The organism is Collinsella sp. LCP19S3_B7 (assembly GCF_052121795.1).
Taxonomy (GTDB): domain Bacteria; phylum Actinomycetota; class Coriobacteriia; order Coriobacteriales; family Coriobacteriaceae; genus Collinsella.
In genome coordinates this window covers 22,604-48,614 of the sequence record NZ_JBQKDO010000002.1, presented here as the reverse complement: position 1 = coordinate 48,614, position 26,011 = coordinate 22,604, and the positions used below count along the sequence as shown (strand labels likewise).

Annotated in this window: 21 protein-coding genes; 13 read left to right on the top strand and 8 right to left on the bottom strand. The window is 60.8% G+C overall.

Annotated features, from left to right (window positions below; genetic code table 11):
* The first annotated feature begins 2 nt into the window (after positions 1-2).
* From ACTQW0_RS01135 to ACTQW0_RS01115, 5 genes are all read left to right on the top strand, one after another.
* The gene (locus ACTQW0_RS01135; RefSeq protein WP_427718096.1) at positions 3-839 is read left to right on the top strand and encodes a transketolase; all 837 of its coding nucleotides are present in this window, start codon (positions 3-5) and stop codon (positions 837-839) included.
* Entirely contained in the window at positions 832-1,773 is a 942-nt protein-coding gene (locus tag ACTQW0_RS01130; RefSeq protein ID WP_441566520.1) for a transketolase family protein, read from the top strand. Before ACTQW0_RS01135 ends, ACTQW0_RS01130 begins: the two co-directional genes overlap by 8 nt.
* Positions 1,774-1,829: 56 nt before the next feature.
* On the top strand, positions 1,830-3,320 hold the full coding sequence (locus ACTQW0_RS01125; RefSeq protein ID WP_441566518.1) for an FGGY family carbohydrate kinase: 1,491 nt from the start codon (positions 1,830-1,832) through the stop codon (positions 3,318-3,320).
* Positions 3,321-3,472: 152 nt separating this feature from the next.
* Positions 3,473-3,961, top strand: coding sequence for an S-ribosylhomocysteine lyase (locus tag ACTQW0_RS01120; RefSeq protein WP_441566516.1), 489 nt, complete (start codon positions 3,473-3,475; stop codon positions 3,959-3,961).
* Positions 3,962-4,104: 143 nt separating this feature from the next.
* Positions 4,105-4,749 carry a DUF4867 family protein gene (locus ACTQW0_RS01115; protein WP_441566514.1) on the top strand — a complete coding sequence of 215 codons (645 nt, stop codon included), beginning with the start codon at positions 4,105-4,107 and terminating at the stop codon, positions 4,747-4,749.
* Between the two features lie 117 nt (positions 4,750-4,866).
* Here ACTQW0_RS01115 and ACTQW0_RS01110 read toward each other — a convergent pair whose 3' ends face one another.
* On the bottom strand, positions 4,867-5,973 hold the full coding sequence (locus ACTQW0_RS01110) for an ATP-binding protein (protein WP_441566512.1): 1,107 nt from the start codon (positions 5,971-5,973) through the stop codon (positions 4,867-4,869).
* A gap of 464 nt (positions 5,974-6,437) precedes the next feature.
* On the opposite strand from ACTQW0_RS01110, the gene ACTQW0_RS01105 reads away from it, so the two are divergent.
* The 4 genes from ACTQW0_RS01105 to ACTQW0_RS01090 all read left to right on the top strand — a co-directional run bounded on the left by ACTQW0_RS01105 (position 6,438) and on the right by ACTQW0_RS01090 (position 12,010).
* Complete coding sequence (locus ACTQW0_RS01105; RefSeq protein ID WP_427718111.1) at positions 6,438-7,868, top strand: 6-phospho-beta-glucosidase; 1,431 nt, start codon at positions 6,438-6,440, stop codon at positions 7,866-7,868.
* Between the two features lie 142 nt (positions 7,869-8,010).
* Complete coding sequence (locus tag ACTQW0_RS01100) at positions 8,011-9,894, top strand: histidine kinase N-terminal 7TM domain-containing protein (RefSeq protein ID WP_441566510.1); 1,884 nt, start codon at positions 8,011-8,013, stop codon at positions 9,892-9,894.
* Positions 9,891-11,390 carry a sensor histidine kinase gene (locus ACTQW0_RS01095; protein ID WP_441566508.1) on the top strand — a complete coding sequence of 500 codons (1,500 nt, stop codon included), beginning with the start codon at positions 9,891-9,893 and terminating at the stop codon, positions 11,388-11,390. Before ACTQW0_RS01100 ends, ACTQW0_RS01095 begins: the two co-directional genes overlap by 4 nt.
* Complete coding sequence (locus ACTQW0_RS01090) at positions 11,387-12,010, top strand: response regulator transcription factor (RefSeq protein ID WP_441540375.1); 624 nt, start codon at positions 11,387-11,389, stop codon at positions 12,008-12,010. The genes ACTQW0_RS01095 and ACTQW0_RS01090 overlap by 4 nt, the downstream gene beginning before the upstream one ends.
* 192 nt (positions 12,011-12,202) lie before the next feature.
* Here ACTQW0_RS01090 and ACTQW0_RS01085 read toward each other — a convergent pair whose 3' ends face one another.
* From ACTQW0_RS01085 to ACTQW0_RS01060, 6 genes are all read right to left on the bottom strand, one after another.
* A complete protein-coding gene (locus ACTQW0_RS01085) occupies positions 12,203-13,045 on the bottom strand; it encodes a hypothetical protein (RefSeq protein WP_441566506.1) in 843 nt (280 codons plus the stop codon).
* Positions 13,046-13,124: 79 nt separating this feature from the next.
* Positions 13,125-14,366 (bottom strand): SPFH domain-containing protein, encoded by a 1,242-nt coding sequence (locus ACTQW0_RS01080; protein ID WP_441540376.1) that lies wholly within the window; start codon positions 14,364-14,366, stop codon positions 13,125-13,127.
* Between the two features lie 48 nt (positions 14,367-14,414).
* Positions 14,415-15,737 (bottom strand): hypothetical protein, encoded by a 1,323-nt coding sequence (locus ACTQW0_RS01075; protein WP_441566504.1) that lies wholly within the window; start codon positions 15,735-15,737, stop codon positions 14,415-14,417.
* 24 nt (positions 15,738-15,761) lie between these two features.
* A complete protein-coding gene (locus ACTQW0_RS01070) occupies positions 15,762-16,499 on the bottom strand; it encodes a DUF4428 domain-containing protein (RefSeq protein ID WP_441032084.1) in 738 nt (245 codons plus the stop codon).
* 232 nt (positions 16,500-16,731) lie between these two features.
* Positions 16,732-18,243: a nucleoside hydrolase-like domain-containing protein gene (locus ACTQW0_RS01065; protein ID WP_427718129.1), complete on the bottom strand. Its 1,512-nt coding sequence runs from the start codon at positions 18,241-18,243 to the stop codon at positions 16,732-16,734.
* Between the two features lie 263 nt (positions 18,244-18,506).
* Entirely contained in the window at positions 18,507-19,841 is a 1,335-nt protein-coding gene (locus ACTQW0_RS01060; RefSeq protein WP_441566502.1) for a prolyl oligopeptidase family serine peptidase, read from the bottom strand.
* Positions 19,842-20,331: 490 nt separating this feature from the next.
* Between ACTQW0_RS01060 and ACTQW0_RS01055 the strand changes: the two genes are divergently transcribed.
* From ACTQW0_RS01055 to pyrE, 4 genes are all read left to right on the top strand, one after another.
* Positions 20,332-21,759 carry a PTS transporter subunit EIIC gene (locus ACTQW0_RS01055; protein ID WP_441566500.1) on the top strand — a complete coding sequence of 476 codons (1,428 nt, stop codon included), beginning with the start codon at positions 20,332-20,334 and terminating at the stop codon, positions 21,757-21,759.
* Between the two features lie 210 nt (positions 21,760-21,969).
* Positions 21,970-23,283: an apiosidase-like domain-containing protein gene (locus tag ACTQW0_RS01050; protein WP_441566498.1), complete on the top strand. Its 1,314-nt coding sequence runs from the start codon at positions 21,970-21,972 to the stop codon at positions 23,281-23,283.
* Positions 23,284-23,389: 106 nt separating this feature from the next.
* Complete coding sequence (locus ACTQW0_RS01045; RefSeq protein ID WP_441566496.1) at positions 23,390-24,142, top strand: ROK family protein; 753 nt, start codon at positions 23,390-23,392, stop codon at positions 24,140-24,142.
* 112 nt (positions 24,143-24,254) lie between these two features.
* The gene (gene pyrE, locus ACTQW0_RS01040) at positions 24,255-24,938 is read left to right on the top strand and encodes an orotate phosphoribosyltransferase (RefSeq protein ID WP_154518188.1); all 684 of its coding nucleotides are present in this window, start codon (positions 24,255-24,257) and stop codon (positions 24,936-24,938) included.
* 184 nt (positions 24,939-25,122) lie between these two features.
* Here pyrE and ACTQW0_RS01035 read toward each other — a convergent pair whose 3' ends face one another.
* Entirely contained in the window at positions 25,123-25,977 is an 855-nt protein-coding gene (locus tag ACTQW0_RS01035; RefSeq protein ID WP_441566494.1) for a MurR/RpiR family transcriptional regulator, read from the bottom strand.
* Positions 25,978-26,011 lie beyond the last annotated feature (34 nt).

Below are 26,011 nucleotides of genomic sequence, written 5' to 3'. Positions count from 1 at the left end.
AAATGGCAACTATCGAAGAGCTTGAGTCCCTGCGTTGGGACCTTCGCCGCGATTGCGTCGATATCATCATGGCTGGCGCCGGCGGCCACATCGGCGGTGACATGTCGGTGATCGACGCCCTCATGACCCTCTACGCCAACCACCTCAACATTTCGCCCGAGACCGTCGACGATCCCAACCGCGACCGCTTCGTGCTCTCCAAGGGCCACGCCATGGAGGCCTACTACGCGGTGCTCTGCCACGAGGGCTATCTTGACCTCGACGACGTCAAGGCCCGCTTCTCCAAGTTCGGCAGCCCCTACATCGGCCACCCCAACAACAAGCTCAAGGGCATCGAGATGAACTCGGGCTCGCTGGGTCACGGTCTGCCCGTGGCCGTGGGCATGGCGCTCGCCGGCAAGATGGACGGCCGCGACTACCGCGTCTACACCATCATGGGCGACGGGGAACTTGCCGAGGGATCGGTCTGGGAGGGCGCCATGAGCGGCGGCAACTACCAGCTCGATAACCTGTGCGCACTCGTGGACCGCAACCGCCTGCAGATCAGCGGCAGCACCGAGGATGTTATGAAGCAGGACTCGCAGGAGGAGCGCTGGGCCGCCTTCGGTTGGAACGTGCTCTCCATTCCGGGCAACGACGTCCGGGCCATCGACGCCGCGCTGACGCTTGCGGCCGAGACCTGCGGCAAGCCCACGGTCATCATCCTCAACACGGTGAAGGGCTATGGCTCGCCTGTTATGGAGGACAAGGCCGCCTGGCACCATCACCTGCCCAACGATGAGGAATATGCCCAGATCATCGCCGATTTCGCTGCCCATAAGGAGGCCGTCAATGGCTAACAAGATCGCCAATCGCAAGGTTATCTGCGACACGCTGCTCGAGGCCGCGAAGACCGATAAGGACATCGTCGTCCTATGCTCCGACTCCCGCGGCTCCGCATCGCTCACGCCGTTCTTTGATCAGTATCCCCAACAGTCCGTCGAGGTCGGCATTGCCGAGCAGGACCTGGTGAGCATCGCCGCCGGCATGGCTTCGTGCGGAAAGAAGGCCTGGGCCGCCTCGCCGGCGTCCTTTGTGACCACGCGCTCGTATGAGCAGTGCAAGGTCGACGTCTCGTACTCCAACACCAACGTCAAGCTCATCGGCATCTCTGGCGGCGTGTCCTATGGCGCCTTGGGCATGAGCCATCACTCCGCGCAGGATATCGCCGCCATGAGTGCGATTCCCAACATGCGCGTGTATCTGCCGAGCGACCGCTTCCAGACCGCCGAGCTCGTGCGGGCTCTGGTCGCCGACAACAAGCCGGCCTACATTCGCGTGGGCCGCAACCCGGTCGAGGACGTGTATACCGAGGACGAGTGCCCGTTCCAGATGGATCGCGCCACCTGGGTGCGTCGCGGCACCGATGTGACGCTCGTCGCCACCGGCGAGATGGTCCGCCATGCCGTGGACGCTGCCGACCTGCTGGCCGAGCAGGGCATCTCGGCAACGGTGCTCGACATGTATTGCGTCAAGCCGCTTGACGCCGAGGCCGTGATTGAGGCCGCCGGTGCCACGCGCGCCGTTGTGACCGTCGAGGAGCACAGTCCCTTCGGAGGCCTGGGCTCTATGGTCGCGCAGGTGGTGGGCGAGCATTGCCCGCGTCCGGTCAGGTGCCTGAGCCTGCCCGACGCGCCGGTCATCACCGGCACGAGCCCCGAGGTCTTTGCGCACTACGGCCTCACCGGCGAAGGCATTGCCAAGACGGTCGCCGAGTTCCTTCCCGCAGAGTAATTGGAATGTGACAAAGGGACAGTCCCTTTGTCACATTCATTTTGAAAGGGGTGGCCATGGGCCGCTACATCATCGGAATCGATCAATCCACGCAGGGCACGAAGGCGCTGCTGGTGGACGAGGGCGGCCATCTGATTCATCGTGCCGACCGCTCGCATCGCCAGATTGTCAATGATGCCGGCTGGGTGAGCCATGATCCGGTCGAGATCGCCGCCAACGTGTTGGCCGTGGCGCGTGCCGTGGTGGAGGAGACCGGGGTCAATCCGGCCGACATTGCTGGTATTGGCATCTCCAACCAGCGCGAGACCACCGTTGCCTGGAACCGCACGACGGGCGAGCCGCTGTGCGACGCCGTGGTGTGGCAGTGTGCCCGCGCCCGCGAGCTGTGTGACGAGCTTGCGGCGCGCGAAGGCGTGGCAGAGCTGGTGCGTGACACAACGGGCCTGGTGCTCTCGCCCTACTATCCGGCGGGCAAGATGGCTTGGATTCTCGCGAACGTTCCGGCGGCTGCCGAGGCCGCGGCGTCGGGTGAGCTGTGTCTGGGCACCATCGATGCCTGGGTGGTCTGGACGCTCACGGGCGGCGCGGAGTTTCGCTGTGACTGGTCCAATGCCAGCCGCACGCAGCTCTTCGACCTGCGCCGTGGCTGCTGGAGCGAGCCGGTGTGCGAGGCCTTTGGCATCGATTCGGCCTGCCTGCCGCAGGTGACCGATTCCGACGGTCTGTTTGGCACAACGGACCTGGATGGCTTTTTGCCCGCACCCGTGCCGGTACACGGCGTGCTGGGCGACAGCCATGCGGCCCTGTTTGCGCAGGGTTGCGCCAGCCGCGGCATGGCCAAAGCGACCTATGGCACCGGTAGCTCGGTCATGATGAACGTCGGCAACGAGTTTGTCGCCAGCTCGCACGGGCTTTCGAGCTCGCTTGCGTGGCGTATGGATGGCGTGACCGAGTATGTACTCGAGGGCAACGTGAGCTACGCCGGCGCCGTCAAGACCTGGCTGCGCGACGACCTGGAGCTCATCAACAACCCCGAGGAGGTCACCGACCTGTGCTACGCCGCCAACCCGGCGAGCCATGTTTACTTTGTGCCGGCGTTTACCGGCCTGGGTGCGCCGCACTGGGCAAGTGATGCCGAGGGATGCGTTTTTGGTATGACACGCACCACGGGCCGCGCGGAGTTCGTAAAGGCTGCCGACGAGTCGATCGCCTATCAGATTTTTGACGTCATTGATGCGATGGTCGAGGATTCGGGCGCGGCGCTTGCCGAGCTTCGTGTTGACGGCGGCCCCACGCGCGACGCGTACCTGATGCAGTTTGAGAGCGATTTGGTCGGCTCGCCCATCCGCATTGCGAGCAACGACGAGATGAGCGGTCTGGGCGCGGCTTGGGCCTGCGGTATCGCGCTGGGCATGTATACGCGCGATGTCGTCGATGTCTACGGCGCCCGCGGCATCGTGGAACCGTCGATGCCCGCTGACGAACGCGCCAAAAAGATCGCCGGCTGGCGCCATGCCGTCGACGCGACCATCTCGTACACTGCCTAGCATGATTTTCCTGGGACGGGGATTAAAAACTCATTGATCCCCGTCCCGGGCAGCTCATTTGGGACGGGGCTTTTTTGACTGGTATGATTGGTGCGACCATTCGAACCAGCTAAAAGAGCGCCGTCCCAAATTGACTATCGAGAGGATCTGCCATGGAGCGCATCGCGAGCTTTTCCGTTGACCATCTGCTGCTTGAGCCCGGCGTGTATGTGAGCCGCATCGACCGCGATCCGGCGACCGGCGTCGCCGTCACCACCTTTGACCTGCGCCTGACCACGCCCAACAAGGAGCCGGTCATGAACACCGCCGAGTGCCATACCATCGAGCACCTGGGGGCGACGTTCCTCCGCAACCATGCCGAGTGGTCGAGCCGCATTGTCTACTTTGGCCCCATGGGCTGCCGCACGGGCTTTTACCTGGTTGTGTTTGGCGAGGTGACGAGCGAGGAGATCCTGCCGCTCGTGCGTGAGTTGTTTGAGTTTGTCGCCGACTTTGAGGGCGATGTCCCCGGAGCCGCTCCCGAGGAGTGCGGCAACTACCTGGACCAGAACCTTCCCATGGCAAACTGGCTCGCGCGCCGCTACCTCGACCGCGACCTGGCCGATATCGACGAGAAGCGCCTGCACTATCAGCAGGCGTAAGGGCTTGTCGCCCAAAACGCGCACATTGGGCGCCTTCGCTTATGCGGGGGCGCCTTTTTGTTGAGTGGTCTGGACGAGCGTTCAAAACCGCTCATGTTTGTTCTAGAATATTCGTATAGTCACATTTACGAACAGGAGTGAACATGCATATCTACTCTGTCAACGATCCCGAGTTCAAGTCCTATGGCAACGTTTGGGACGACGTCCCGTCCGGCCTGACCGCCCCACTCGTCGAGGCGCTCTCCGCTACGCCCATCCCCGAGGGCAGTAAGTACGTAGCGAGCGCGCCGGAGCTCGAGGGTGTCATGGATGCCGACAAGCTTGGCTTTCTCATGTTTGGCGGCCGCCCCTTCCAGCTCGGCTGGTGCAATGGCCACAACACGCGTCTCAACTGCCTGGAGTACCACCGTGCCAGCGAGTTCAACCTGGGTGCACGCGACTTTATCCTGCTCGTGGCGCATCGCTGGGAGATCGAGGGCGGCAAGCTCGATACCGCGTGCGTCAAGGCGTTTCGCGTGCCGGCGGGCAAGGTTGTCGAGGTTTTCAACACCACGCTCCACTACACGCCGTGCATGGTCGACGACGGTGGCTTCCAGGTGATGGTGGCGCTGCCCGCCGGCACCAACGGTCCGCGTCCCGAGGCTGCGGCCGATATGCCTGCTGCCGGCGACAGCTACTGCTACTGGAAGGCCGACAAGTGGGTTCTCTGCCATGCTGACAGCCCCAAGGCAGCCGAAGGCGGCTACGTAGGTCTCATCGGCAAAAACCTCGACATCGCCTGCGACTAGAATCTTCTGTCTCGATCTGTAACATCTAGCGGGTTAAATCGTCTCTGCCTGTTACAGATCGAGACATACCGCCCCCCCAGCCACCACAAAGGTGCCTGTCCCCATTGTGGTGGCTGTCTAGAGCTGGCTGCGCAGATAGTCAGCCATATATGGAACAGCGAAACGCACGTAACCGCGGCGTGCCTGTTCGATAACGCCGGCGTCGATGAGGCGTCGGCGATACTTTTGCGCATAGTCGGGTGTGACTGACATGCGCTCGGCCACATTGGAGATGCGCGACACGCCGTCTTTGTCATCAGTCATTGCGTCGAGAAACGCGACGTCTTGGTCCGATAGCGCGGCGAGCGTCGTTTCACAAACATCGTTTTCGAAATCGGCCTTTGACGCTTCGATAGCTCCGTCGACTTGCTCTGGCGTTACGTATTCTCCTGCCTGGCAGCGATTGGCGATGTTGTAGCCGATGAGCTGCAGCATATAGGGCGATCCTTGGGTTGCACGAGCGGCACGGAGGCGAAGATCGCCTGGAATATCAAGGTCGAGCTCTTCGAAAGCCCGCTGATAATAGGCATCGACATCTCCGACTGAAAGCGGTTCGAGCGTGACTTTGCGTGCGCGGTTGAGAAATGTCAGTACGCGGTCGTTGAGTGTCGCGGAGACTGCTCCCGGGAGGCCCGCCATGACGAGCGCGACGTTGAGTCCCTCGCCGACCAGCTCTTGATAGGCGGTGACGAGTTGTCTGATCTCGGGTGAATTTGCCTGGAGCTCGTCGATGAGGATGAGGATGCCGTGTCCCTGCTCGGTTAACTTGCGTGCCAACTGCGTGAGTTTGAACTGGAAACTCTTAGTTTCCTGTACGTCGCGCGTAAACTCGAGGCCGGCTGAGAAACCGAAGACGCTCAAACTGCCACCTGTAAGTTTGGGGAGACGATGCTTGTTGGCGTAAGGCTCGCCCGCTTCCTGGATTTTCTCAACAATGCGCTCGAGCATATCCTCGGAGGCTACGGTGGGCGTGGCGACAACAAAGCCGAGCTTGCGGGCGCGATCGGCAAGTTCCCACAACAGAACCGTTTTGCCGCTGCCTCGCTGGCCGAGCATGAGTATGGCTCGGTCTCGATTGCCCGGCTCCTGCTCAAGGCCGGAGATGAATGTCGAAATCACGCTCCCGCGTCCCACCAGATAGGACGGGCGATTTCCAAATGAGGGGGAGAAGATGGTTTCAGTCATAAGTCTCCTTTCCTTTTTTTCCTATTTTTTCCTTTTTTTCCTATTCAGTCAAATGGGTTGCTGAGCGAAGGCGGCTACGTAGGTCTCATCGGCAAAAACCTCGACATCGCCTGCGACTAGGATCTTCTGTCTCGATCTGTAACATCTAGCGGGCTAAATCGTCTCTACCTGTTACAGATTTAGACAAACTGCAAGGGACTGGCCGAACAATCTCAATCTGTAACACCTGGCCCGGTTTTGGCGGCCTACTTGTTACAGATCGAGACAAATCGCCCCAAACCGCCACAAAGGCGCCTGTCCCCTTTGTGGTGGATTGGGCAGGCGGGTATCAAAAAGTGTCAGGTGGGGTGGCTGCCGGGCGCCTGCACGCGAAAAGAAGTATCGGCCTGTGCCGTTGCCGTTGAGCGGTACCCCGTTTGCAGGGATACTGAGCCTATGAGAACAGCGTGCGAAAGGATTGATACATGGCTTTCCGTAATGACTTCCTGTGGGGCGGCGCAACGGCTGCCAACCAGTGCGAGGGTGCCTACGACGTGGACGGCCGCGGCCTGGCCAACGTGGACGTGGCTCCGCACGGCCCCGAGCGCTATGCGGTGGTCTCCGGCCAGCGTAAGATGCTCGACTTCGAGGACGGCTATTACTATCCCGCGCAGACCGGCATCGATTTCTATCACCACTACAAAGAGGACATCGCTCTCTTTGCCGAGATGGGCTTTAAGACCTTCCGTATGAGCCTGGCTTGGACCCGCATCTTCCCCAACGGCGACGAGACCGAGCCCAACGAGGCTGGCCTGGCCTTCTACGAGGACGTATTCCGCGAGTGTCAGGCGCACGGCATCGAGCCGCTCGTGACCATCACGCACTTCGATTGCCCAATTCACCTCATCAAGGAGTACGGCGGCTGGCGCAACCGCAAGCTCATCGACTTCTACAAGAACCTCGCGACCACGATCTTTACCCGCTACAAGGGGCTGGTGAAGTACTGGCTCACCTTCAACGAGATCAATATGATCTTGCACCTGCCGTTTATGGGTGCCGGTCTGGTCTTTGAGGAGGGCGAGAACAAGGAGGCCGTCGAGTACCTGGCCGCCCACAACGAGCTCGTCGCCAGCGCTTGGGCAACCAAGATCGCCCACGAGATCGACCCCGAGATCAAGATCGGCTGCATGCTCGCCGCGGGTAGCTACTACCCCTACAGCTGCCGTCCGGGCGACGTGCGCCAGGCGCAGCTCGATAACCAGGACAACTACTTCTTCGTCGACGTCCAGAGCCGCGGCTACTACCCGGCATATGCCGTCAAGAAGCTCGAGCGTCTAGGCATCGATGTGGGCATGACGGACGAGGACCGCGAGATCCTGGCCGCTAACACCGTCGACTTCATCAGCTTTAGCTATTACAGCACCCGCTGCTCTGCCGGTGCCGATAACCCCGATGTCGAGCGCACCCAGGGTAACGCCTTCGCCGGCGCCAAGAACCCCTACTTGCAGGAGAGCCAGTGGGGCTGGGCCATCGATCCGCTGGGCTTCCGCATCACCCTCAACGACCTGTACGACCGTTATCAGAAGCCGCTGTTTGTGGTCGAGAACGGTCTGGGCGCCAAGGATGTTGTCGAGGAGGATGGCTCCATCAACGACGACTACCGTATCGACTACCTGCGCCAGCATATCGCCGCGATGCGCGATGCGGTGACCGAGGACGGCGTTGACCTGCTGGGCTACACCACCTGGGGCCCGATCGACCTGGTGTCTGCCGGCACGGGTGAGATGTCCAAGCGCTACGGCTTTATCTATGTGGACCGCGACGACGCCGGCAACGGTACCCTCAAGCGTTCCAAAAAGAAGAGCTTCGACTGGTACAAGAAGGTTATTGCTTCTAATGGTGAGGACCTGTCCTAAGGAAGCTGAGACACTCAACTTCATAGCCTTCTAACCAAGGCGCCCGGCGAGTAGTTATTGCTCGCCGGGCGCCTTGCCGTCTGCGGATTTTGGGACATGCGGCCCGCTTTTTGGGCCCGCCTGTCGGTACACTAAAGGGACTATGAGTACCCGCGAGCGACATATCGGCCACGCGGCCGCCCGGACCGCTCCGGTTGCGGATCCCAGGGGCGGCAGGCTCTTCGCCATGCCGCGATTCCTTGTTGGCATAACGCATCAGGTGTACCGTCACCGCGTCTTTGCTATCGCCGGCGCCGTCACCGCGCTGTTCCTCATGCTTTTGGCGATCTTGCCGGTGCTGTTCGCCTTCGACCCCAAACTTTCTAACGCCGTGCCCGCCTATAGCGAGGTGTCCGAAGAGGTCGTGGACGCGCTCACCCATTCGAGCCCTCTCCCGCTGCTTGTCGCCGCAATTGTATTTTCGATTTGGGGCGTGTTGGTCTATCTGCGTTGTTTGGACTATGTGTTGCGCCGCCGCCTTGTTGCCATCGCCACCATCTGTGCCCTGTGGATGATCGAGGTCATTCTCAAGTACAAGTCGTTCACGCCGTTCTATGCCACCTTGCTGTGGTACCTGTACTACGTGCCCATGACGCTCATTCCGCTGCTCTACCAGCTCTGCGGCCTGCGCCTTGCGGGCCTGGAGCAACGCCGCCTGGGTCGCCGCTACCGTGCTGCGCTGTGGATTGTGGCCATCCTGCTTATCGGATTTGTGCTCACCAACGATTTTCACCAGCAGGTCTTCCGCTTTGACCGTACAAGCGACACCTGGAGCAACGATTACACGTACGGCCGGGGTTATTTCGCCTTCCTCGTGTGGACGGCCTTTAACTTCGTGGCCTTTTTTATCCTGGTTGGTCGGTCCTCGTCCTTTCGCATCCAACGTTTCTCGGGCATGGCGGCGCTCGTGCTGCTGGGCGGCGCATTCTTTGCCATCTCATATGCTCTGCGCGTGCCCTGGGCATGGAGGCTCAACTTTTCGCTCGTCTATTGCATCCTGTGCGTGGTGGCGATGGAAATCTGTCTCGATTGCGGTGTCATTCCGTCGTACCACGATATCGCCGGCATCTTCGACACCTTGCCGCTTGACCTCAAAGTTCTAACGCGCGACCTGCAGGAGGTCTATGCCACGCCGGTGTCAAAGCCAATGCCGGTAGGCGTGCGCGAGGAGTTGCGGAACCAGGAGCACGCCCGCGCCCATGCCTTTACCGTGGCGTCCGATCCCGATGTGATGTATCGTGCCTTTCCGCTGCTGGGGGGATCGGCCCTGCTTGCCCAAGACGTATCGGAGCTCAACGAGCTCAATCGCGAACTGGCACATCGTCGCATGGAGCTGCAACGCCAAAACGAGCTGCTTGCCGCCGACTACGACCTTAAGACACATTTGGCAGATCAAGAGGCCGAGACCTTGCTAGTCCAAGACGTGGACCAGGCGCTTGCCCGCGCGCTCGAAGAGATGTACGACTTGTTGAGCTCGCTGCCGCCGTTGACTGACGAGGAATCTTCGCGCGAGCGTTACCGCATGCTACAGCGCGCCAAGATGCTCGTTGCCTATTGCAAACGGAAGGGGTCGCTCACGTTGGCACGGCACGGGGAGAGCGGTTTTGACCGCGACCGCATTCAGCTCATTGCCAACGAGCTCGCAAGCGACCTGCGCACGATCGATGTCGATTGCGCCTCGATTATTGCCATACGGCGCCCGATGCACGCCAGTACGGTAAGCGCGCTGTACGACTGCGTGTATGACTTTGCGTTTTTTGCCTACACCACCGATCATCCGGCACTTATGTATCACTTGGGCGACCATGACCGATGCAGCGTCGAGCTGCGCGCCACACTTTTTTCCAACGATGATGAAGATCTTTCGCAGACGCCCGCTGCGCAAGAGCTCGAAAGCGCTTTGCAAGGGCGCAACGTGGCATACCGCCTTGAGGGCGAGTCCGGTCAGCTGCGCATGATCGTCTTGATGCCGAGGGCGGGTGAGTGACGATGCAGATTTCGCTCATCCTTCCCCAAATCGTTGCGCTCGATGTTGTCTTTGCCCTGGCTGCGTGTCTGCAGACGATCCACGTCCCGCTCATCGCATCGCGCCGCTCGTCCTATAACCGTAAGGTGATTTGCGCCTACGAGGCGAGTCTTGTGCTTCACCTGATGATTTCGGCGCTCATCTTGTTCACGTCGTCTGGCTCGTATCTGGTGGCGCCGCTTGACGTTTGCGCCAGGGCAATGGGCGGAGCGTTGTGGCTCAATGCCGCAATCTTTGCCTATGGCGTGGTACTCATGGTGCACTATCGTCGTCCCGTCATGCTGGTCGAGCTGTTGCTTGTTGTCGCCGTTACACCACCGGTGGTTTTTGCCATGGGCTCGGCGTGGACCGTTGTCCTTATCGCAGAGGGGGCGTTCTTCCTGTTCCGTTCCATCGCGGCGCTCTTGATGGACGTCCGTAACCGCCAAGAGGATATCACCATGTTCTCGACGATCGAGACCATCAACGTGATTCCCGTGGGCATCCTGTATCTAGACCCGAGGGGCCGTCCGCTGCTCATGAACCGCTGCATGCGCAAAAACCTCGTAGAGCTCCATATGCCCACCGACCTGGGCGACATGAGCAGCACATGGAACGACCTGCGCAAACTGAGCATGCAAATGCCCGAAAGCAGCGCTAATCGCGCCCATATCGACCTTGATCGCTTTGGTAGGGATCGCGCCGTGGTCGAGATCTCTCCTTCCGAGATTCGTCTGTTCGTGCGTGACGCCGTTACGGTCTCGAGCCGTCCGTTCGAGCGCGTCGTCGGCCTGGACGTGACGGAATACGCACACGCCTACGACCGTCTGGCGCAAGCCAACCACCTGCTTGAGCGTGCTAGCCAAGAGCTCCAGGCCCAGATCGAAGAAGCCAAAAAGGTTGCCGACAATGCGGCCTACCTACGTATGCGTGCCCGCGTTCACGATGTGATCGGCCAGCGCCTGTCCATTCTTCATCGCTATTTGGAGGAGGGACGTCTGGATGATGAGTCGCTCGAGCAGATTGACCCGTTGCTGCGCTCAATCGCCGCCGATTTGCGCAGTGGCGGTGCCAGCGAGCCTGCAGAGCAGCTGAGCGATATCGTTCACGCCTTTGGCTTGGTGAGTGTGCAGATCGATGTTGAGGGTGCGCTGCCTGAGGACGCACGTGTCGCCGCCGCATTTTTGCAGATTATCCGCGAGGCCTCGACCAATGCCACCAGGCATGCGCAGGCGCATCGGGTCCACGTGCGCCTGTGGCAGGAGGGGACGAATGCTGGCGCCGTCGCGCGCATGACGATTTCTAACGACGGGTCCCCGGCCCCCGTATCGTATCGCGAGGGAACGGGTATCCCAGGTATGAGGCATGTCGCGCAAGATTTGGGCGGCGGCCTGGAAGTCCACGCCGCCCAGCCCTTTACGCTTGCGGTGTCCATCCCGCTGAGCCCCAACGCCACGGTCCAAAGGAGAAGTTCATGATCCGCGTGTTAATTGTCGAAGATCAGGCCATTCTGCGCGAAAGCCTGGCGCGCTCCGTTGGCGACCAGCCCGATATGACCGTCGCCGCCGCGATCGCCGATGCCTCCGAGGCCTTGGGTGTCGCGCTCAAGGAGCACCCGGACATGATATTGATGGACGTGTGCACCGAACACGATTCAAACGGCATCGTGGCGGCGGCGCGCATCAAGGAGCAGCTGCCCGAGTGCCGCGTCATCATCATGACCGGCATGCCCGAGATCACCTTTGTCGATCAGGCTCGCGAGGCGGGCGTCGATAGCTTTGTGTACAAGAACGTTGGTATCGACGAGCTGTTCGCCGTGATGCGCTCCACGCTGGCGGGCTATTGCACGTTTCCCAAGCCGCCCGAGAGCATTTTTTCGGGCACGGCGGCACTCGACGATGTCGAGCTGTCGATTTTGCGCCTTGCCTGCGAGGGCAAAAGCCGCCGCGAGATCGCGGCCGAGCTGTTTATGAGTGAGGGTACCATCAAGCGTCGCATCTCGGAGATTCTGAGCAAGACCGGCTACGACAACATCATGCGCCTGGCCGTGCGCGCGGTAACGGAGGGCAGCATCGTTCCCAACATGGAGCGGCCGTAATCGACGCGCTCGCCGTGTTCCGGCGCCGTAAAGATAGGCCGCCCGCCGTTTTGCATCAGAAAACGACGGGCGGCCTGCTTGTGCGGCTGTGCTGTCGGCATAAAAACGACGGGGCCGCAGGATCAACTCCTGCGGCCCCGCCTGGCAAGTGCGCGGATGCGTCCGCCAATCCGCGGCTGATGTTACGTGCCGCTACGCGATGGTTGCGGTGTAGGAGGCGACGTCCTCGTAGGAATCGGTCAGGTAGGCGTCGATGCCGATGGTCGTGTTGACCAGGTCGTCAAGGCTGTCAAGCTCGCCGCTCGAGAACGTGAATTCCTCGGTGGCGTTGGTGCCGGGCATCAGGTTAGCCGAGAACCAGGGTTCCTTCATGGTGCCGTTGACGTTGGTCTTGCCGGAGGGAGCGTAGAAGGTCAGGTCCTTGTCGCTCTTGTTGGTGATGTTGACGACAAAGCCGATGTCGCCCCATTCGTCCTTGAACTTCTCGGTGATGGTGATGGTGCACAGATCGTCATCGGCGACGGTGACGGCGGGGGAGATTTCGACGCTCTGGACATCGTCGTCTTCGACGGCCTCATCGATCTCCTCTTCCTTCTCGGCCGCCTCGCGATCCTTTTTTAGCGTACCGGACAGATCCTTGTCGGACTTCGTAAAGATAAGCTTGTCGCCTTCCACCTCGAGGACGAGCTTGCCGTCCTTGAGTTTCATGTCCTGCGAATCGCCGTCGGCGGTGATGGTTGCAGTGGTGGCGTCCTTGGCCTCCCATTTCAGGTCGGCGACCTCAAGGAACATGTCGAGGACGCCCGTGCCGTCTTCGTCGAGGATCAGGATACAGTTGAGGCCCCACCCCTTGAGCATATCCATGTACTCATCGGTGAGCTCTTCGCCCTCCAGGGTTCCACCCGAGAGTTCCCAGCTGCCGACGAAGTTGGCCTTGGGGTCCTTGCCGCCGCCGCTGCAGCCCGTCAGGGCAAAGGCGAGCGCCAGGACGCATGTCAGAAATGCGAGTACGGACTTTTTGAACGTTGTCTTCATGGTGTCCTCCTTTATCGAACGAAACCCATAGAAGCAAATGCGGGGGTGGCGGACCCCCGCCAATTACCAGATAGAGGGGTTAGGGCCTAGGCGTTCCGCAGTTGCTGCAGAACTTGCCGCCGTTTTCGCTGCCGCAGTTGGGGCAGAACCACTTGGCCGGTGCCGGGGCGGGTGCGGGACTGCCGCATTCGGGGCAGAACTTGCCGGTGTTGGTGGCACCGCAGCTGCAGGTCCATGCGCCGGCCGCGGGGGCAGCGGCAGGAGCCGGTGCGGGGGCGGGTGCCGGAGCCGGCTGTGGGGCGGCCTGCTGCTGTGCCTGGCCGGCGGCGAACAGCTGGCTGGCGTTCATGCCGCCCATGCCGCCCGCCATGCCCATGCCCATAAAGCCGGCCATCGCGCCGTTGGGGTTGGCGGCTGCCGCGCGCATCGCATCGCTCTGGGCGCTGGCGATGTTGGCGGCTGCCATGGTGGGATCGCGCATGACTGCGGCCTTCTGCAGGTCCTTGATCATTTGCTCGTCTTCTTGCGAGGCCGCGATGGAGTTGACGCCAAAGCTCACGATCTCGACGCCGCGCAGGTCGCGCCAGTCGGCGGAGAGAACCTCGTTGAGCGCGCGGGCGAGCTCGGTGGTGTGGCCGGGGATGGCGCTGTAGCGGATGCCCATCTCCGAGATCTTGGCAAAGGCGGGTTGCAGAGCGGTGAGCAGCTCGGACTTAAGCTGGCTGTCGATCTTATCGCGCGTGTAGCTATCGGTCACGTTGCCGCACACGTTGGTGTAGAACAGCAGCGGGTTGGTGATGCGGTACGAATACTCGCCGTTGCAGCGAACGGAGATGTCGACATCCAGGCCAATGTTGTTATCGACCACGCGGAAGGGCACAGGCGAGGCGGTGCCGTACTTGTTGCCGATGATCTCCTTGGTGTTGATGAAGTAGACACGCTGGTCTTTGCCCGCGTCGCCGCCAAAGGTAAAGCGGCTGCCGATATTGGCGAACGTCTCCTTGATGGAGTCGCCCAGGTTGCCGCTAAAGACGCTCGGCTCGCTGCCGGTGTCAAAGACAAACTCGCCGGGCTCCAGCGCGACCTCGATGATCTTGCCGTTTTGCACCACGAGCATGCCCTGGCCGTCGTTGACGGCGATGACGGAGCCGTTGGAGATGACGTTGTCCTCGCCGCGCGTGTTGGAGCTGCGGCCGCCGGTGCGCTTGCTGCCCTTGCAGGCCAAGACGTCAGCGGGCATCGATTCGCAATAGATATATTCCTTCCACTGGTCGGCCATGACGCCGCCGGCAGCACCCAATCCAGCTTTCAAGAGTCCCATGGTGATCTTCCTTTCTCGTCAAAGGCCGGGTGGTATTGGTTAGAATGGCTAATCGTCCTTGTTGTCCTTCATGACAACGGTGGTCTCGGTGTGGCTGAAGGTGTCGTGCTTCTCGGTCAAGTCGAGCTCGCCGCAGTAGCAATCGGCGTGGGTGGCCTCGTTGGCCGTCTTGAGCTGGCCTACCAGCAGCACGTCTCCGATGATTACGATAATCAGCGGTGCGACGATGTTGATGAGGATGCCCTCGATATCAAAGGTGAGGTAGTCCGGATCGAAGGCGTTCTCGCCCATAAAGAGAATCTGGGAGAGGACAAACCCGATCACAAAGAACAGCATCGAGGCGATGGCGAGCTTGGGCTTGGAGCAGGGAAGCTCGCCGACCATGCGGCCGGTTTGGCCGTTCATGGCAAACAGGTAACTCTTGCCGTTCCACGAGGTGGAAAGCATCCACACGGGGAACAGGGCATAATCGTTTTCTTCCCAGGTGTAGTCGAGCTGCTTGCTTTCGACCGTAGCGTCGTCATATTCGTCGACGACGGTCTCTCGCAGGGCCGAAATCGTACTTTCTTCCATACGACGCTCGGCGCGCGCCTTGCAGGTCTCGCAATCCTCATCGTAGCGGTTGGCGATGTAGCCGGGCATATACGCGACCGAGAACGGGCGCAGCGCGTCGTAGTCAAACGGCTCGATGGCATCCATATGGCCGTCGGGCATCTTGGACGATCCGTCGACGGGCACGCGCTCAAACGAGATTTTGCCCTTACGGTAGGCGTCGTAGTGGTCGGTGGTCGTGACGGTGCGGTCGGATTCCTCGGTCACGGTCTCGTTGGTCGCATCGAAGTACACTTCGCCATCCACGCGGGCGCCGTAGAGCCAAAACGGCACGTAAACGCCTTGGACCTCGTCGATGTGGTTGCCGGTGACAAAGCTCTTGGGCAGCAGGATTTTGCCCTTGTAGTGCTCTTTGAGTGCTGCCATAACATCATCGCGCCCGAGCTTAAACGGAATCACCAGGTCGGGTGAGAAGTCGCCCGAGAGCTGGCCGGGCGCCACGGCGGAGTTGCCGCAGTATGGGCAGGTGGTAACGGCGACGGTGCCGTCCGAGACCAGCTCGGCGCCGCACGACGAGCAGATGTAGCCGGCGTTTTGGGCCAGCTTCTGCACGGCATCGTCGACAGCAGGTTTGGGGGCCGCGGCTGCGGCATCGGCTTTGGCATCTGCCTTGTCCTGGCGCTCGCGATAGAGGGCCTCGACTTCTTCGACTTCAAAACGCGAATCGCAGTAGTCGCAGACAAGCTTTTGTTCGGCACTGGCAAAGTGAAGGGGGCCGCCACACGCGGGGCACTGATAGTTGACACTCTCGAAGGCCATGATCGGTCCTTTCCGTGCCGGAGGCTATGCGCCGATGGCGCCGCCGCAGTACTCGCAGCGTCCACTGGCATCGGGAATGGTGGTTGCACCGCAGAAGGGGCAGGTGACCGCGGTCTTGGGGGCCTTGGCGGCCACGACGCTGTCGCGTGTCTCCTGACGCAGCTGTACCAGCGCATCGCGGACTTCGGTTGCCTGGCGCTTGGCCTCGCGGTACTCGATGGAGCCACGCTGATCGATGGTGGAGTCGTTCACGCGCAGGTTGATCTCGGTAAAGTACGGCGTGTTGACGTGGATGGTCAGATTAAAGTCGTAATCCAGGTCGTAGCGCGGCGGGTTGTAGCTCTCGCGCTCGCCGTCCTTGGTCTCGCGATAGATCTCGGTGCGATGCTCGTCGATATCCATATCGCAGCCGAGTACCTGTGAGAACTCGATGATGTCGGGATTGGCGTCGCGCCAGCGGCTCTGCGAAGTGATGATCAGCAGACCCGCGTCCTCGTCGAGCATGATGTTGGTGCGCCCGGCAGAGAGCGTGCGCGTGGGGTTGAACGAGGCCAGGCGCTCGGCGTTGGCCTCGCGGTAGGCGAGTTGCTCGCGGATATCGTCCGCGGTGCTGGAGCGCCAACCACTAAAGAAGGGGGAGAGCTTGCCTGCGCACTCTTTGCACAGGTAGCCTTCGTTGATTTTGGTCTTTCCCAAAAGCCCCAGTTCGGTACCGCAAATCGCGCACTCTTTCTTCTCGAACATCTTGTCAAAGAAGCCCATAGCTGCCTCCCATCAACAGGTAGCGTGTGTCACTTTTGATGATGGGTGAGCGCGCGATCTTTCACGATACCCAGACGGCTCAAGGAGTCTCCACAACTGGGACACATGGCCCATTTTTGACTGGACGCCGGGGACACTCTTCGGCCACTCATTGGGGACGTACTTAAATGAGTGGCAGCTGGGGACAGTCCATGCCGAATGTGGCGGCTGCCGAATGTGGGCGCCGTCCCTGCTATGCCACGGTCACGGCAACCTGGGCGTAGCGGCTGCAGGGGCGCTCGGCGCGCGTCTGCACGGTAAGGGTGAGCACGAAGCGGTCGCCGGGCTGCGCGTCGGCGGGCACGATAAAAGCGGTGTTCACCGTGCATTCCTGCCACAGCGAAAGATCCTGCGTGCCTGCATAGCTCGACGGGTCCACGGCGACATCCCAATGTGCATCAAAGCCCTTGCCGTCGGGGTCGACGACGGTCGCTGCAAGGGTGACGCGCTCGCCGGCTGTAGCGCTGCGGTCGGCCGTGACCTCGACAACATATGCCGGATGCGAGCAGGCTGCCGGATCATGGGCGCACCATTGCGCGCGGGCGGCAAAGTCTTCCTGATAGGCGCGCAGGTAGGGATTGGGGTTGCCGTCTACGGGCGTGCCGATGGCGGCAAAACCGGCGGGTGCGTCCGTATCGGGATGTCCATCAAGAAACATGCGGCCGAGCAGTGTGTCGAAGCCGCGGTCGTCGATACCGCGCAGGCCAAACGGCAGCAGCGGAATATAGGTCATGCTGTCGCCTTCGGCCATAAAGTCGCCGCGCTCAAACTGCATCGCGGGCATGCCTTCTAGACCCCAATCCAGACGGGCATGCTTGCCAAACTGAAAGCGCTCGGGCTCATTTTCGTAGACCTTGCCGTCGCCATAGAGCATGTAGCGTGCCATGAGGGGGCCGTTGCCCTGCGTGAGATTCTGCTCAGGCCAAGGTGCCTTAAACAGCGGCAGCGTATCGGGTTGAGCCATCTTGGCATCGACATAGCCGCCATACATATAGGGCACACACCAAAAGATGAGCTCGGGAAAGAGCTCGCGTCCATGGTCGAGCCATGAGTTGTCCTGCCCCACGCCATCGGCAACGCCCATCACGCGCACCTTCTGATAGACCCGCTGCTGCACGGCAGGCCATTCGGGCGTGGCGCGATAACGCTCGGCAATACTCATGAGGGCGCGAACGATGGTGTTCATGCCACCCCAGCTGAGCAGCCATAACGTACGCGGATCATCATCCAAGATTGCCTGCGCAATTACACGAGATCCCTCAGTTTCCTCAGTCACATCACCCTCAAAGGCAACATTTCCCACAAAGGTGCGCTCGATCATCTGGGCGGGCGTGGGAAACGGCGGCTCACCGGCAGCGCCCGCATTCGCCTGCAACTGCGGCCAAGCCTGGGCATATTCATTACTCCAGAGACTCTCAATCCAATGCTCGGGAAACGGACGATACTCACGAAGCTCGCCCGCCAGCGGATCGGGCTCATGAGGCACAACATCCCACTCATAAGAGCGACGCCCTTTGGTCCGCCAATGCGAATTCACCTCGCCCAGCGTATGAACCCCATCCCCAAGAAAGTGATACTGCGAAGCCGTATACACCACAGCCTGAACATCAAGCACATTAAGATACAGAGCCAAATGAACGAGCGAGTTCATATCGTCGACTTCCATATCGGTAGTAACAATCACCCGAGTTAACTCTTGGGACATAGGAACAGCTCCAATCAAAATCAATTCAGCCAGTTACGCGCAAGGCAAGACGGGACCCACGCCCCCATCGCCGCCGACCCGGCGTGCTGCCGGAAGCGGCCGGCCAGGGCCAACGACAATGGCAACGCAGCGGGGGCCGGGTGTTAGTTTTGCAGACATTCCGCAGGGGGCATGGGAAGGCGCAGCGCGAAGCGCAAAGCGCCGCCCCATGCATGCCCGAGGACGTTTGCAAAACTAACATCCGGTCCCCGCGCCGGGACGGATTACCGTTTGACCCTGGCCGACCACTCCCAGCAGCCCACCGGCTCGCCGTCGATGAGCACGCTGCCCCCGTCGAAGTCTTGATAACACAGGTCGTTGAATTGGTGGATCCACACGCCGTGGTTGAACGTCTTCTTGGGCGAGCCATCGGCCTCGCGATAGCGACCGGTCAGGTCCTCGACATGGCTAAAGTAGGTAAGGTGCACGTTGGCTCCGGCGTCACGCAGGCGTGCCGTGAGCGGCAGCACGGTCTGCTGCGGCGACACGAGCTCGTCGCCCTTGGAGTGCGTAAACCACAGCGGCGTCTTGGCGAGCGCGGCTACGTCCTCGTCCGTGGCGTTGTACCACGGGGCACAGCAGGGAAGGCCGGCGGCGAAGAAATCGGGGTAGTCGGCGCACAGGCGCAGGGTCATAAAGCCGCCGTTGGAAAGGCCGGCGACCACGATGCGGTCGGCGTCGATGCGCTCGGCATGCTCGGCGACAAACTCGTCGATGAGCGCCTTGAGTACGGGGGAGTAGATGCTCTGGTTGGAGCGGCCGAGCTGCTCGACGCCGTTATCCATCCAAAACGTGGGAGACTGCGGCACGAGCACCCAGGCAAAGCCGCCAAAGTAGCGCTGGATTTGCGCCTGGCTAATGGCTGTCACGCGGTTGCCGATATAGGCGCGCGTGGCGCCTTCGCCCTGCGTGGCGCCCCTGCCTTCGCCGGCGCCGTGCAGGTACACCACGAGCGGGGCCTTTCGGGGCACGACCGTGGCCTCGGGCGCGAAGGGATTGAAGCAGGCCGAGTCCTCGGCTTTAAAGCTGGGCTCAAAGAAGCCGTACTCGAGCGCGATGCCATTGACGGCGGTCTTTTGCACGGCATTGCTCCAGCCCTTGAGCGCGGGGCAGATGTCGCCGCGACAGGTATCGAAGACCAGGCCGCAGGTGGGTTCGCCGTCGTCGCCGGGAAGAGCCGCGAGCTGCGTGACGTGCAGCTGGTTATCGAGCATGCGCGAGCCCATGACGCCGCCTTCGATCTTTTTGGTCAGGCGCTGCTCGGCAACCTCGAGTGCCACATGGGTGCCCACGGCGAGCTTGCGGCCGTTCTCGTCACTCGGATACGCGGCGAGAACGTCGATGTAACCCACGGAGGGCGTGGCATGGTCGGCGCCGTGCTCCTTGCGCATCAGGACCTCGCCCGTGCGCTCGTGACGCTCTACATATATATGGAAAGTGTTCGCATCGACATCGTTGGCGCGCACGGTGCAGGGTAGGTCGAGAACGACCTTACTGATCCAGGGGCCAAAGTCGCCCAAGGTGCTGACGGTTGCGTAGGTGCACGATTTGAGTTCCATGAGCTGCCTCCCTTGTGCCGCGCGTGCTAAACAATCGCGGCAATACAATCTAAACATGTTTAGTGTAAAGCAGAATTTGAGAATAAGCGGATGAACTCGGTAAACGGTCGCATCAAACGTTCAATGAACTACTAAACACTCGTTTACTACTATCTAGCAGGGCTTTTGTTGATGAGTCAACAAGTCATTGAGGTGCCAGATTATATAAAATCCCACGTAAAATACCATTTATAAATAAATGGTACTATGTGTAATGCCTCGGCATTCAATTACGTTCACCCCCGATTTCCTACCGTTCACCGGACTGCAAACGGCAAAACTCCCACAAATTCAACGCTGCGTGTAAACTAAGTGCTGTAAACGTTCAGTAAACAGATTGTTTACGACAGCGTATCCAAGGGCTCGGCAGCCGTAAGGGGTTATAGCCGCCGGGCCAAAGGCGTGCCTGCGCCCAAGCGATTAGGCACACGACGATATGGGGAGGGGTCCCATGGCAGTAGATAACAAGCAGATTGCCACCGATGTCCTCGAGCTCGTGGGCGGTGCGGAAAACGTCACCGTCGCCACCAACTGCATGACGCGCCTGCGTCTGACGCTCAAGGATAACAGCAAGGCCGACGTGGAGAAGATCAAGAAGGTCAAGGGTGTTCTGGGCTGCCAGTTCGCCGGCAGCCAGCTCCAGGTCATCATCGGCCAGAACGTGCCCAAGGTGCTCGCCGAGTTCGTCGCCATGTCCGGCGTCAAGCAGGGTGCCGCGGTCGACGAGAACCTCGACGCTCCTAAGGAGAAGTTCGAGATCAAGAACCTGCCCAACATCATCCTCGACTACCTGTCGGGTTCCATGACCCAGCTGATTCCGCTGCTCATGGCCGGCGGTCTGTTCCGCACCATCGCTGCGGTTCTTGGTCCCACCATGCTCGGCGTTATCTCCGATACCGATCCGACCTACACGTTCCTCTACACCACCCTGTACGAGGCCACGTTTACCTTTATCCCCATCTACTTGGGCTATGCCGCTGCTAAGAAGCTCGGCGCCTCTCCGGTTCTGGGCATGCTCCTCGGCGGCGCTCTCATGGCCCCGTCCGTCGTGAGTGTCGCGACTCAGGAGGGTGGCGGAATCATCTCCGTCTATGGCATCCAGATCACCGCTGCCAACTACCAGCAGTCCGTCCTGCCGATTATCCTCTCGGTGCCGGTCCTCTACTTTGTTGAGAAGTTCTTTAAGAAGGTCATGCCCGACGTGCTGTCCACGGTCTTCACGCCGTTCTGCACCATGATCGTCACCATTCCCATCGCCTTCATCGTCCTTGCCCCGATCGGCAATGAGCTCGGTACGCTGATTGCCAACGCCCTCTTTGGTCTCGCCGACCTTGGCGGTATCGGCATCCTGATCGTCATGGCCGTCCTCGGCGCCTTCTGGCAGCTCTTCGTGGTCTGCGGCATGCACATGCCCGTCATCCTGCTCGCTCAGGTTCAGATCATCGCCGCCGGCTACGATCCCTTCGTCTTCGTTTCCACCAACTGCGCTATGGCCGCCGTCTGGGGCTGCGCTTTCGGTGCCTTCCTCAAGATGAAGAACCCCGACGAGAAGGGTCTTGCCCTGGGCTACGTCATCTCCGCCATCGCCGGCGGCGTCACCGAGCCCGCGCTCTTCGGTATCCTCATGCGCTTCCGCCGCACCATGTTCGGTATGTTCATCGGCGGTGCCATCGGCGCCGTGTTCTCCGGCCTCATGGGTGTTACCTACTACCTGGCCGGCGGTGCCTCCAACTTCCTGGTCTTCACCAACTACCTGCAGGGTGGCCAGATGAACACCGTCTGGGCTATCGTCGGTATGGCAATCTCCTTTGTCATCGCAGCCGCCGTCGTCTTTGCCACTGGCTTCTCCAAAAAGGAGCTCGCCGAGATGGAGGCCTAAGGCCAAGCCATTCGGTCACATACGACCTTACCTACACGACAGGGCCCCGTCAGGCGCAAGCCCGGCGGGGCCCTTCTTACAAGGTAGACTGATTGAGGGCGCGTGGTGCCTGCTCGCCGGGGCTTGCTAAGCGCCAGGGGCTTTCGCGCGGGGTTACCGCGAAAGAATCTGCCGGTTCGCAACTCCTTTATCAAACGAAAGGACATGCAGATGAGTTTGGGAAAGCTGACCGTCAACGGTCGTCAGGACGGCTTTTTGTGCGAGGGCAAGCCGTTCTTTTGGTTTGCCGATACGTGCTGGAGCGCGTTTACGAGCATTACCGAGGCCGATTGGGACTACTATCTGACCCGCCGCGCCGAGCAGGGCATGAACGTGCTGCAGATCAACACGCTGCCGCAGTGGGATCGCTGCTGCCCCGATCTGGGCATTTGGCCCTATGCCAGCGAGGATGGCGTGCATTTTGATTGGTCCCGCCCCAACCAAGCGTACTGGGATCGCGCCGCCGCCATGTGTCGCGCTGCCGTCGAGCACGGCATTCGTCCGGCACTTGTGCTTATGTGGTGCAACTACGTGCCCGGAACCTGGGGCGCCAAGATCGCTGAGCATTGCGGTGCCGAGGTTATGCCGCGCGAGGAGGTTCGTGCCCACGTTGCCCGCGTCGTCGAGAACCTGGGCGAGTTCGACCCCGTCTACGTGGTGACGGGCGATACCGACTTTACCAGCGGCGAGGCAATCGCCTATTACGAGGATGCCCTCGACGAGGTCATCAAGCGCGCGCCCGAGGCGTTGCGCACCATGCATATCAACCGCGGCAACCGTACCATTCCGGCACAGTACCTGGACCGCCTGGACTTTTACATGTTCCAGCCCGGCCATAACTACGAGGGCCAGCCCGAGGCCTGGCACCTGCCGCAGGACTTTATCGCCAACTACCCTAAAAAGCCGATGGTCAACTCCGAGCCCTGTTACGAGCAGATGGGTGCGTCGCGCAATGTGTACTGGCGCTTCACCGCGCAGGACTGCCGCGCGAGCGTGTGGTCGTCGATCCTTGCCGGTGCGAGCGCTGGCGTGACCTATGGCGCGCACGGTGTTTGGAACTGGCAGACCAGCAAGAGCCAGGGCTCAGTGCTGGGCGAGGGCTTCGACATGCCGTTCCGCTGGCAGGAGTGCCTGCAGTTTGCGGGTGTTTGGGACTTTGGCGCGATCGAGCATGTGCTTGCCGGCTTGGGCGCTACGGCTGGCGACGACGCACTTGCCGTGGTTCCGGCACAGGAACTGCTCGATGACGCGCGCGAGGCCATTCGTGTGGCGCGCGTTGGCGATCGCGTCGTCACGTACCTGCCACGCACTACGGCGCTCAAGTTTAAGCTCGACGGCACGTGCGGCTGGACGGCGACGGTTCTCGACATGGAGGATAAGCGCATCGCCAAGCTGCCCGTTCGCGACAACGGTGACGGTACCGTGCGCGTGGCTCAGCATCCCTTTGAGCACGACGCACTGGTGATCTTGGCTCCCGGGTGCTAACGGCTCTTCTCCAACATTTACAATCCAGTCCCTTTCATGAGGCTGCGACGGAATGGTTCGTGCATGACAGCTTTAAGCTGCCAAGGGAGCCATTCCGTCGCACTCATTGGGGACGTACTTAAATGAGTGGTCAGCGCACGGCGGTATCTACGAGGGGGACGTCACGGGAACGATCCATCGCGGCGGTGCGCTCACGTTTATGGACGGCTGCCCACTGGGAAAGCTCATGTGCGAGGCACTGGGGGTGCCGGTTGCCGTCAATAACGACGGTAAGTGCTGCGCACTCGGTGAGTATGCGGCTGGCGCTCTGCGCGGGATACGTTTTGGCGTGGTGCTCGCCATCGGCACGGGCATCGGCGGCGGTATCGACATCGACGGCAAGGTCCTGCGCGGCGCGCACTGTTTTGCAGGCGAGTTCAGCTTCTTGCGCAACGATGTCACGACTGCCACGAGCACGGAAAACTCCTTTGCGGGTTCGGGCGGTTGGCGTGCGCTCCGTGATACCGTCGTTGCCGAGAAGGACCTGCCTGCGGATTCTCCGGTGGACGGCCGCCGCATCTTTGAGTGGATCGCGGATGGCGACATGGCGGCGCAGCGCGCGCTCGACCGCTACGCTCGCTCATTTGACGGACAGCTCATCAACTTGCAGGCCGTGCTCGACCCCGAGGTCTTTGTGATCGCAGGCGGCATCTCGTGCCATCCCGAGCTCATCGATGCCCTGCGTGCGCAGATGCCGCTGGCCCTCGCGAGTTACGAAGGGACCCTTGCCGGCATTCCTGTGCCGCAGATAAAGGCGGCCGAGCTCGGCAACGACGCCAATCTTTACGGTGCTGTCCAGGAAGCCATGCGCCTGGTGTAGCGCGCGCCAAACGAGGCTGTCGAAAAAGATAAAGGCCGGCGTGAAGCACCCACATCGAAGCTTCGCCTGCGCTAAACTGGAGAGCACGTACGCGATTACGAGAGGAGCCCGCATGGAGGCTTACAAGCAAGAGTTCATCAAGTTTATGGTTGAGTCCGACGTTCTTAAGTTCGGCAGCTTTACGCTCAAGAGCGGCCGTCAGTCCCCGTTCTTTATGAACGCCGGCGCTTACGTGACGGGCTATCAGCTCAAGAAGCTGGGTGAGTATTACGCCCAGGCCATCCACGATAACTTTGGCGACGACTTTGATGTGCTGTTTGGACCGGCCTACAAGGGCATTCCGCTGGCCGTCGTGACCGCAATTGCCTACCACGAGCTGTACGGCAAGGAGGTCAAGTACTGCTGCGACCGCAAGGAGGCCAAGGACCACGGTGCCGATAAGGGCAACCTGCTGGGTTATGAGCCCCAGGACGGCGACCGCGTGGTCATGGTCGAGGACGTTACCACCAGCGGCAAGTCCATCGACGAGACCTATCCCAAGGTTAAGGCTGCCGCCGACGTCGAAATCAAGGGCCTGATTGTGTCTCTCAACCGCATGGAGGTCGGCAAGGGTGGCGTGACCACCGCTCAGAAGGAGATCGAGGCCAAGTACGGTTTCCCCGTCGCGAGCATCGTCTCCATGGCCGAGGTCGTCGAGACCCTCTACAACCACGAGATCGATGGCAAGGTCGTCATCGATGACGAACTTAAGACTGCCATCGACGCCTACTACGAGCAGTACGGAGCACAGGAGTAGTTACGGCGTTGTACCAAACGCTGTAACCGGCCGACGCTGCGCGCCGCCCAGGGCGACAATTTGTCATTCAAAAGGCGAGGCATGACCAGAAGGTCAATGCCTCGTCTTTTTCATGCCAACTTGTTCGCCCTGGACGGCGCTCGCTGCCGTTGCCAGAGTAGTCATTGGGGGCGTTCTTAAACGACTACTTAAGCCCGGGCAGGCGGGTGTAAGGGAACGAGCGCTCCAGGAATTCGGAGCAGCGGGCGTAGTCTTTGGCGAAGTAGCTGCTGTAGAGCGAATCGAGCACGTATTGCACGGCGATGTGGCTGGCGAACTGTGTGATGCGATGCGTCATGCTCTCGTGGTCACTCACCGTAAGGTAGGCGGCAAAGCCGGGGTGAATGCGAGCGCAATAAGGCGTGCCGATGACGATGACCGGGACATGCCGACTGCTGAGGATCGGCAAGATGTCCTTGAGGTTGGGGGCAAGGCCGCTGTAGGAGATGACGATTGCCGCATGGTCGGGATTCGAGGCGAGCGCCGTTCGCACCTGGGCCTCGACACCGTTGTGGCACGTCGCGCTTTTACCGGCGGAGAGCAGGCGGTCGCGAAACATTCCCGCTGGATAGAGGTTGTGCGAGCCCGTGTAGATGTCGACCTGTCGGGCGTTCGCGATGAGCTTGGCGGCGTGGTCGAGCTGCGTGGGGTCGAGCAGCTCCTGCGTTTCGGCCAGCGTGGTCTGGTAGAGCCCCTCCATGCGCTCCATAACCTGCGCGGGAGTGGAGGTGGCATCAAAGGGAAAGTTGATGTCCACGTCGCGGCGGTTTCCCGCCTCGGTTGCCAAGCGGATGAGCTCGACCTTGAGGTCCTTGAAGCCCTCGAGGCCGAGCTTTTTGCAAAAACGATGCACGCTCGCGACCGAAACGTTGGTGCGCGCGGCAAATTCCTTAATAGAAAGCCCGCGGATGTCCTGACCGATGCCAAGGGCTGCAATGCCGAGCTGTTGCTCGGTGGGGGTGAGACCCTGCGCCTCGGTGATCTTGCGTTTGATATCCATGCGAACTCCCACACTCGCCAAACCTGCCAAAAAG

Bases quoted from the DNA above. Each gene is read 5' to 3' on its own strand.
- ACTQW0_RS01100 (WP_441566510.1), top strand. From the start codon at position 8,011: ATGAGTACCCGCGAGCGACATATCGGCCACGCGGCCGCCCGGACCGCT.
- ACTQW0_RS01075 (WP_441566504.1), bottom strand. From the start codon at position 15,737: ATGGCCTTCGAGAGTGTCAACTATCAGTGCCCCGCGTGTGGCGGCCCC.
- ACTQW0_RS01090 (WP_441540375.1), top strand. From the start codon at position 11,387: ATGATCCGCGTGTTAATTGTCGAAGATCAGGCCATTCTGCGCGAAAGC.
- pyrE (WP_154518188.1), top strand. From the start codon at position 24,255: ATGGAGGCTTACAAGCAAGAGTTCATCAAGTTTATGGTTGAGTCCGAC.
- ACTQW0_RS01085 (WP_441566506.1), bottom strand. From the start codon at position 13,045: ATGAAGACAACGTTCAAAAAGTCCGTACTCGCATTTCTGACATGCGTC.
- ACTQW0_RS01135 (WP_427718096.1), top strand. From the start codon at position 3: ATGGCAACTATCGAAGAGCTTGAGTCCCTGCGTTGGGACCTTCGCCGC.
- ACTQW0_RS01070 (WP_441032084.1), bottom strand. From the start codon at position 16,499: ATGGGCTTCTTTGACAAGATGTTCGAGAAGAAAGAGTGCGCGATTTGC.
- ACTQW0_RS01080 (WP_441540376.1), bottom strand. From the start codon at position 14,366: ATGGGACTCTTGAAAGCTGGATTGGGTGCTGCCGGCGGCGTCATGGCC.
- ACTQW0_RS01050 (WP_441566498.1), top strand. From the start codon at position 21,970: ATGAGTTTGGGAAAGCTGACCGTCAACGGTCGTCAGGACGGCTTTTTG.
- ACTQW0_RS01130 (WP_441566520.1), top strand. From the start codon at position 832: ATGGCTAACAAGATCGCCAATCGCAAGGTTATCTGCGACACGCTGCTC.
- ACTQW0_RS01125 (WP_441566518.1), top strand. From the start codon at position 1,830: ATGGGCCGCTACATCATCGGAATCGATCAATCCACGCAGGGCACGAAG.
- ACTQW0_RS01110 (WP_441566512.1), bottom strand. From the start codon at position 5,973: ATGACTGAAACCATCTTCTCCCCCTCATTTGGAAATCGCCCGTCCTAT.
- ACTQW0_RS01115 (WP_441566514.1), top strand. From the start codon at position 4,105: ATGCATATCTACTCTGTCAACGATCCCGAGTTCAAGTCCTATGGCAAC.
- ACTQW0_RS01055 (WP_441566500.1), top strand. From the start codon at position 20,332: ATGGCAGTAGATAACAAGCAGATTGCCACCGATGTCCTCGAGCTCGTG.
- ACTQW0_RS01120 (WP_441566516.1), top strand. From the start codon at position 3,473: ATGGAGCGCATCGCGAGCTTTTCCGTTGACCATCTGCTGCTTGAGCCC.
- ACTQW0_RS01035 (WP_441566494.1), bottom strand. From the start codon at position 25,977: ATGGATATCAAACGCAAGATCACCGAGGCGCAGGGTCTCACCCCCACC.
- ACTQW0_RS01065 (WP_427718129.1), bottom strand. From the start codon at position 18,243: ATGTCCCAAGAGTTAACTCGGGTGATTGTTACTACCGATATGGAAGTC.
- ACTQW0_RS01060 (WP_441566502.1), bottom strand. From the start codon at position 19,841: ATGGAACTCAAATCGTGCACCTACGCAACCGTCAGCACCTTGGGCGAC.
- ACTQW0_RS01105 (WP_427718111.1), top strand. From the start codon at position 6,438: ATGGCTTTCCGTAATGACTTCCTGTGGGGCGGCGCAACGGCTGCCAAC.